This window comes from Deinococcus pimensis DSM 21231 (genome assembly GCF_000519345.1).
Classification (GTDB): Bacteria; Deinococcota; Deinococci; order Deinococcales; family Deinococcaceae; genus Deinococcus_A; species Deinococcus_A pimensis.
The window spans coordinates 13,232-20,826 of the sequence record NZ_KI912660.1; the positions used below are offsets into that span (position 1 = coordinate 13,232).

The 7,595-nt window shown below is 71.7% G+C and carries 5 protein-coding genes and 1 pseudogene; all 6 read right to left on the reverse strand.

The window, feature by feature from the left end:
• Positions 1-44: 44 nt before the first annotated feature.
• Complete coding sequence (locus tag DEIPI_RS0116970; protein WP_027482544.1) at positions 45-2,000, reverse strand: heme lyase CcmF/NrfE family subunit; 1,956 nt, start codon at positions 1,998-2,000, stop codon at positions 45-47.
• A gap of 13 nt (positions 2,001-2,013) precedes the next feature.
• Positions 2,014-2,481, reverse strand: coding sequence for a cytochrome c maturation protein CcmE (ccmE, locus tag DEIPI_RS0116975; RefSeq protein ID WP_027482545.1), 468 nt, complete (start codon positions 2,479-2,481; stop codon positions 2,014-2,016).
• A 115-nt stretch (positions 2,482-2,596) separates the two neighbouring features.
• Positions 2,597-3,313 (reverse strand): cytochrome c biogenesis protein CcsA, encoded by a 717-nt coding sequence (gene ccsA / locus DEIPI_RS0116985; RefSeq protein WP_027482546.1) that lies wholly within the window; start codon positions 3,311-3,313, stop codon positions 2,597-2,599.
• A gap of 206 nt (positions 3,314-3,519) precedes the next feature.
• Positions 3,520-6,546 carry a PA14 domain-containing protein gene (locus DEIPI_RS0116990; protein WP_027482547.1) on the reverse strand — a complete coding sequence of 1,009 codons (3,027 nt, stop codon included), beginning with the start codon at positions 6,544-6,546 and terminating at the stop codon, positions 3,520-3,522.
• Between the two features lie 284 nt (positions 6,547-6,830).
• On the reverse strand, positions 6,831-7,325 hold the full coding sequence (locus DEIPI_RS32110) for a heme exporter protein CcmB (RefSeq protein WP_281173234.1): 495 nt from the start codon (positions 7,323-7,325) through the stop codon (positions 6,831-6,833).
• An 89-nt stretch (positions 7,326-7,414) separates the two neighbouring features.
• Positions 7,415-7,519 (reverse strand): annotated as a pseudogene (locus DEIPI_RS42110) (heme exporter protein CcmB); the annotation flags it as partial.
• Positions 7,520-7,595: the final 76 nt, after the last annotated feature.

A 7,595-nucleotide genomic window follows, 5' to 3' on the forward strand; every position in this document is an offset into this window, starting at 1 on the left:
ACGGGAGAGGGGAGACTGGGGTGTGCTTCACGGGGTTCTCCGGTTCAGTCGGCCGCCTGCGGCGCGGCGCGCGAGGTGCGCGTGGCGGGCGCGGCGGCGGGATTCACGAGGGTCAGGCCCGCGCCGAGCACCACCACGAGCGTGCCCACCCAGATCCACGAGACGAGGGGCGACTCGATGAGGCGGACGCTGGCCCACTGCTGGCCCTCGGCGTCGAAGGCGGTCATGACGAGGTACGTGTCGCCGAGGAGGCGGTAGCGCACGGCGGGCGTGGGGACGTTGTCGGCGGAGGTGGCGTAGCGGTTGATGCGCGGGCGGTACTCCTCGCCGTCCACGAGGACGCGGGCGTACACGCTGCGCCGCTCGGGGCGGTCCTCCGTGCCGATGCCGGTGAAGGTGAGGCGCTCGCTGAGGACGGTGCGTTCCTGGCCGAGGTTGAGGGTGACGTTCGCCTCGCGCTTGTACGCGCCGCTGAACGCGAGGCCCAGCGCGACGATCACGAGGCCGAGGTGCGCGAGGTACGCGCCGTGACGGCGCGGCTGCTCGCGCAGCAGACCGAGGAAGCCGCCGCCGCGCGCGCGCAGCCCGCGCAGGGTGAGCACCGCGAGGCCCGCGACGTTGAAGGCGCACAGCGCGACGGTGAGGACCACCCAGACGCTGCGCACGCCGAGCGCGAAGGCGAGCAGGCCCGCGACGAGGAAGGCGAGGCCGGGCGCGCGCAGCGCGTGCAGCAGCTTCTCGCCGGGCGCGCGGCGCCAGGGCAGCAGCGGTCCGACGCCCATCAGGGCGAGCAGGCCCAGCCCGAGCGGCACGGCGAAGGTGTTGAAGAAGGGCGGGCCGACCGTGACGCGCGAGCCGCGCGCGGCCTCCACGAAGGCGGGGAAGAGCGTCCCGAGCGTCACCATCACGGCGAACACGAGGAACACGACGTTCCCGGCGAGGAAGGCGCCCTCGCGCGAGACGGGGGAGTCCACGCCGTGCTCGTCACGCAGGTGCGGGGTGCGCCACGTCGCGAGGACCGCGCCGACGAGCATCAGCGCCGCGAAGAAGCCCAGGAAGACCGGCCCGACGGGACCGCTGCCGAACGCGTGGACGCTCTCCACGACGCCGCTTCTGTTGATGAAGGTGCCCAGCACGGTGGACGCGTAGGCCGCCATGATCAGCCAGACGTTCCACGCGGCGAGCATGCGGCGGCGCTCCTGGATCTGGATGCTGTGCAGGAAGGCCGTCGCGAGCAGCCACGGCACGAACGACGCGTTCTCCACGGCGTCCCAGGCCCAGTAGCCGCCCCAGCCGAGCACCTCGTAGCTCCACCAGCCGCCCGCGACGATCGCGGCGGTGAGGAACATCCACGCGACGAGCGTCCAGCGGCGCGTCTGCGTGACCCACGCGCGGCCCACGCGGCCCGTGACGAGCGCCGCGACCGCGTACGAGAAGGGCCCGAGGTACATCAGGACGGGATGGACGGCCATCATCCAGTGGTTCTGCAGCAGCGGGTTGGGCCCGGCGCCCTCGGCGGGCGGGTTCGCGACGGGCGTGAAGGGGCTCGCGACGGTGGCGTTCACGCCGACGAAGAACAGCAGCGAGAAGAACATGCTCGCCATCACCCACGGGCCGAGCGCGTCACGTTTCGCGACGAGCGCCACGACGAACGCGTAGCCCGCGAGCATCCACGCCCACAGCAGGATGGAGCCCTCCAGCGCCGCCCACAGGCTGACGATCTTCACCCACAGCGGCGAGACGGTCATGGAGTGCGCCGCGACGTACTTCACGCTGAAGTCGTCACGTAGCAGGGCCACCATCAGCGCGGCGATCGCGAGGGACGAGAAGCCGAACACCGCCCACGCGGCGCGGCGCCCGCCCTCCGCGAGGCGCGGGTCGTGACGCAGGCCGCCGAGGACGCTCAGGGCGAGCCCGGCGAGGGTGAAGGCGAGCGCCGCGAGCAGCGAGAGCTGCCCGAACGCCCCGAGCGGGGACAGGTCGAACGAGATCAGGGTCAAGGTGAGGCTCCCTCTAGCGGGTGTCGTGCAGGAGGCGCTGCGCGTCCGATTCGCTCTTCGGGGCGGCGTACTCCTCGCTGTGCTTCACGAGCAGCTGCCGCGCCTCGAAGGTGCCGTTCTCGAAGCGGCCCTCCACGACGACGCCCTGGTTCTGCCTGAACAGGTCGGGAATCGCGCCGACGTAGCGGACGGGGTAGCGGGCGCCGCCGTCCGTGATGGTGAAGCGCAGCAGCTGGCTCTGGGGGTCGTAGGTCTCGTTCTCGACGAGCCCGCCGAGCCGCAGGGTGCGGTGCTCGTACTTCGAGACGGCCTCCCGGTACTCGCTGGGCGTCACGAAGAAGACGATGTTCTGGTTGAGGCTGCCGTACAGCATCGCGCCGGCGACGCCGAGCAGCGCCACGAGCGCCACCACGTAAGGCCAGGGGCTGCGGCGCCGACGACGGGCGGGAGCGAGCGGGGCCGGGGCGCGGGCGGGGTCCATCAGTCCTCCTCGCGGTCCTCGCGCTTGAGGCGCACGAACAGCGACGTGACGTAGCCGACGAGGGCGACGGCGCTCACGCCGTACACCCACAGCACGAACGGGGCGTACTGGTCCATCAGGGTCTCGCCTCCTTCAGGGGAGCGTTGAGGGCGGCCTCGCGTTCGAACTCGCGGTCCTCGCGGGCCTCGACGCGCGCGGCGAGGATGCCGCGGACGCGCAGCAGGAAGAAGTACAGGACGGTGAACGCGCCGAGCATCACGAACAGAGCCGTGAGCATGCGCGGGTCGGCGGAGAGCTCCGTGCCGCCGAGGAGCTTCACGGTGGGCGTCTGGTGAATGGAGCGCCACCAGTACACGCTCATGTAGTTGACGGGGATGTACAGGGTGCCGGCGATGCCGATGACGCTCGCGACGCGCGCGCGCCGCTCGGGGTCCTCGATGAGGCCGCGCACGATGAAGTAGCCGCCGTAGATGACGAGCGACAGCGCGGTGGTGGTGAGGCGCGGCTCCCACAGCCAGTACACGCCCCAGGTGGGCCGCGCCCACAGGCTCCCGCCGAACAGCGTGAGGGCCGTGAAGAGCAGGCCGATCTCGGCGCTGGCCATCGCGAGGCGGTCGAAGCGGCGGCGGCGCGTCACGAGGTAGGCGAGGCCGAACAGGAAGGTACCGCCGTACGCGAGGTACGACAGCCACGCGCTGGGCACGTGCACGTACATGAGGCGCACGAGGTCGCCCTGGTTCACGTCGGGCGGCGACACGAAGGAGAAGTACAGCCCGACGGCGAACGCGGCGAGCGTCAGCAGTCCGAGCGGAAGCGTGAGGCGATCTTTCATCGTTTCATTCTCTCCTGCCCCGTCGGGGCCGAGGGTGGTGGCGTAACCTTCCTGCGGGTGGACACGGAGGTCCTCGTCCACACAGCATCGCAGGTGCGGACGCCCGGGCCAAGTGCGAGTGTCCCGGCCCTGTAGATCGTCCAGCACGAAGAACGGCCCGCGCCTCGTCCTCCTTGCGGAGGGCCGCGCGGGCCGCTCGGGATGACCTACCTGCGCTTCGAGTTCCAGTCGGCGCGCGGGTAGAGCCGCGCGAACAGGTCGATGTAGCTCTTCATCACGTCACGGTCCACGCCGTAGCGGTAGAAGGTCGGGATGACATCGTCCCACATGCCCTGCGGGATGTTCTCGCGGTCCTTCGGCGCGGCGCCCGGCGTCCAGTCCGCCGAGCACAGCTGCCAGTGGCACTGACCCGATCCGGGCGCCGCGCGCTGCCACTCGGACGCCGGGTACCTGTTGGCCTTGTCCACGAAGGCCGGGATGTACGCGTTCAGGAACGCCGCGAGCTGACCCTGGCCCGCGCCGAGCGCGAAGATGTTCTCCACCTTGCTCCACTCGGCGCTGTTGATCTGCGTCTTCCACCACGAGAAGCCGCAGCCCGACTCGCGCACGCCGCAGGTCTCGTTGTCCGCGTCCTGCAGAGACTTCACGAGCAGGCGGATGTAGCGGCCCGGCTCGGGACGGTCCGTGTCGTCCCAGGCGTCCACGATCTGACCCATGTAGTAGTCCACGTCGATCGCGTTGTGCTGCCCGAAATCCCTGCCGTTGTGCTGCGAGAGCGCGAGCTCGTACCAGACGTTCGCGAGGTAGCGGCAGCCGCGCCGCCCCAGGATCTTCACGCCGTCGTTCGCGCACACGCCCGTCAGACGCGGCGACACGGCGAACGCGAGGCGTGACTGCGAGGGCCAGCAGCGCGGCTCGGTGCGGTCGATGCGGCGGTTCGCGCCGATCACGCCGCACAGCGCCTCCACGTTCCCGATCTGGAAGACGTCCCAGGTGTCGAGGACGTTCCACAGCGCGAGCGAGTAGCGGCACATCTGCTGGCGCGCGGTCCACGAGGAGGTCCGGCTGTCGGGAATGGCGGGCAGCTCCACGTACAGGTTGCCGTACGCGTACTGGTTGAGGTCGTCGTACAGGCCGCCCGACGCGCGCGTCACGTAGTCCCGCCCGCCCTGGAGGACGCGGTCGCGGATGAGCTTCGGGTGCAGGTAGTTCGCGCGGCTCGTCCAGAAGTCTCCTCCCAGGCACGAGGGGTCCGAGGGATGGACGATGGGCACCCAGTGCAGGTAGTCCGGGTACATCATCGACACGCGCGCCTCGCGGGTGTTGTAGCGCCCGCTCGCGGGGATCCTCGCGGCGGTCATGGTCTTGCCGCCGAAGATGTCGTCGAGCGTGTCCCAGTCGTTCTCCAGCACCACGTCGGGACCCATGCCGACCGTCCACTCGTTCGGGTCGCGCGCGGCGAGGTCGTCGAGGCCGGGCCCCGGCTGGTACATCGGGAACCACGCGCGGGCACGCGGCACGGCGCCCGGCAGGGAGCGCACGTAGCTCGCGACGCGCTCGCCGTCCTCACGCGAGAGGCCGTGGAACACCGCGCGCTTCACGATGGACGTGTTGGAGAAGTTCATGCGCTGCAGGCCCCGCCCGGTCATGTGGCAGCCCGAGCACGAGACGTTCAGCGCCTCACCGCCGGGCCCGCTCAGGAGCCTCGCCTCGTTCCAGAGCCGGCGGCCCTCGTCCACCTCGGAGGGGCGCGGGACCTTCCAGTTGGGCGCCGAGCGGTCGGCCGGGTCGTCCTCGCGGAAGTTCGTGGCGGGCACGAGGCCCCGGCCCGCGTCGTCGAGCAGGTCGAGCCCGATCACCCGGTAGCCGCTGTAGCGCCCGCCGTCCCAGACGTACTCGAACTCGACGATGTTGCGACCGTCACGCGCGCCCGTCACGGGCAGCGTGAACTTCTGGACGGGTTCGCCCACCTCGTCGCCCTTCGGGAGGCCGCCCCAGGCGCGCGCGCGGGCCGACGTGAGCGCCGCGTTCTCCCGCGTGACGGTCGTCCACGCGCCACCGTTGAGACGCACGCGCATCTCGCCGTCGCGCAGGCCGTGCGTGTACAGCCACAAGTTGCGCGCGCGCGCTCCGTTCGGCACGTCGAGCTCCGCGCGGGCCGTGTCACCCGGCGCGACGAGCTCCAGCGGCAGCACGACACTCGTGGATTCGGTCGAGGGACCCGGGGTGGGATTCGGGGTGCTTCCGGTCGCCGGGAACAGCCGGGCGGCGGGAATCACGCCGTCCGTGACGCCCGGCCCGGACCAGCCGAGCCGCAGGCTGGCGCCGCCGCCGTTCTCGTAGTACTCCAGCTTCACGCGGTGCCGTCCCGCCGCGAGGGTCACCTGCCCGCGGTCCTCGCTGGGCGCGTGATCCGTCCAGTTCTCGATGACCTTCGCGTCGTTCACGAACAGGCGGACCCCGTCGTCGCTGCGCGTGACGAAGGTGTACGTGCCCGTCTGCGGCACCTCCACCTCGCCGGTCCAGCGGGCGCTGAAGGTGTCGGGGCCCAGGGTCGGATCGGGCGAGCCGTCGCCCCAGTCGAAGTCCACGGTCGCGTCGGTCCGCGTGACGCGCGTGCCCGTGAAGTCCGCGTCGTCGAAGTACTCGGCGCTCAGGCCCGTCCCGACGGGGGCGGGCGCCGGGCCGGGCGTCGGGACGGGCGTCGGGTTGGGGGTGCCGCCCGCCGTGTCCGTCACGACGATGCGGTCCACGTCGGCGGTGTACGCGCCGGGCCGGTCGAACACGACGGTGTTCGCACCCTGCGCGAGCGGCAGCGTGAGGCGGACGCTGCCGGGCCGCTCGAAACCGCCGGTGGGCTTCAGGGGCGGCAGGTCGCGCCACGCCCCGCCGCCGACACGCACCTGCGCGGCGAGGTTCCGGTCGGTGCCGTTGGTGTAGTCGAAGCGCACCTCGTGGTCACCGGCGCGGGCGGCCTGCACGGTGAAGCTGAGGGTGTTGCCGTTCCCGAAGAGGCCCACGCGCCTCCCACCGGAACAGGTGGCGGCGCAGTCGAAGATCTGGGTGCCCCGGCCCACGGCGCGCTCGGCCTCGTAGGACGCGTTCCTCGTGGCGGCGTCCTCCAGTGGGGGCGGACCGCCGGGTGTCTGCCCGCAGGCGGCGAGGAACACGGCGAGGGTGGCCGCGAGGGCGAGCGGCGGACGGACGGGCCAGTGACGATTCCGGGTGTTCAAGACGTCCTCCAGAACATGGCGCGGGGGCGCTCCCGGCGGTGCGGGGACCGTCGGGCCTGCTGTGGTGATCCACGTGTCGTCAGGGGAGGACGATGAAGAACGGGACGCGCGCGGGCACGTCCTCAGAAGGCAGAAGTAACGGCAGTGTAGGAGACGCCGTGGGAGGGGGCGGCCACTTTTTCACGTGCGGCCGGGCGAACGCGGGCAGTGTACGGGGAGCGTGGGAGCGCGCGTCGGCCATTCCCGACGCGCGCTTCCGCGGCCTGTCTGGACAGGTGATGCGCTCAGCCTTCCACGGCGAACGGGAACAGCAGCGCGGAGATCACCACGGACGCCACGTCGTACAGCGCGAGGAACGCCACCCACGCGAAGATCTCGTCCGCGAGCCCTCCGCCCAGCACCAGCGTCGTCGCGCGGACCGACGCGAGCACCACCGGCACCAGCACCGGGAAGGCCAGCACGGGCAGCAGCGCCTCGCGCGCCCGCAGGTTCACCGTGATGGCCGAGTAGAAGCAGCACGTCGCCGCGAAGCCTACCAGGCCGAGCACCACCACGAGCGCGAAACCCGCCCACGCGGGCCCGGCGGGCACACCCCGTTCCGGTCCGAGGTCGTAGACGAGCACCGTGGCGGGCACGACGATGAGGGCCAGCAGGAAGAGCTGCGCGAGCGTCCCGAGCAGCTTGCCGAGGTACAGGCCCGCGTGCGGTCCGGGGTAAAGCGTGAGGGCCTCCAGCGCGCCCGCCTCCTGCTCGCTCGCGAAGGCGCGGCCCGCCGCCACGGACGTCGGCCAGCGCGAGGGCGCTCCACTAGGATGCCGGGCGCCGCGACCCGCAGCCGCGACGCGTCCGGCCCGAGCGCGAAGCCCAGGATCAGCATCAGGAGGCCCGCGAAGAACACCGTGGCGGTCAGCACGTCCCGTGTGCGGGCCGACACCCTCCAGTCCTTCTCGGCGACGACGAGGGCGTTCCTCACGCGGACTCCCCCAGCTGCCCGCCCTGCAGGCGCAACGCCCGCGTGGTCACGCGCGCCGCGAGCTCCGGTTCGTGCG

Coding starts and splice junctions, on each gene's coding strand:
- ccmE (WP_027482545.1), bottom strand. CDS start 2,481: ATGGACCCCGCCCGCGCCCCGGCCCCGCTCGCTCCCGCCCGTCGTCGG.
- ccsA (WP_027482546.1), bottom strand. CDS start 3,313: ATGAAAGATCGCCTCACGCTTCCGCTCGGACTGCTGACGCTCGCCGCG.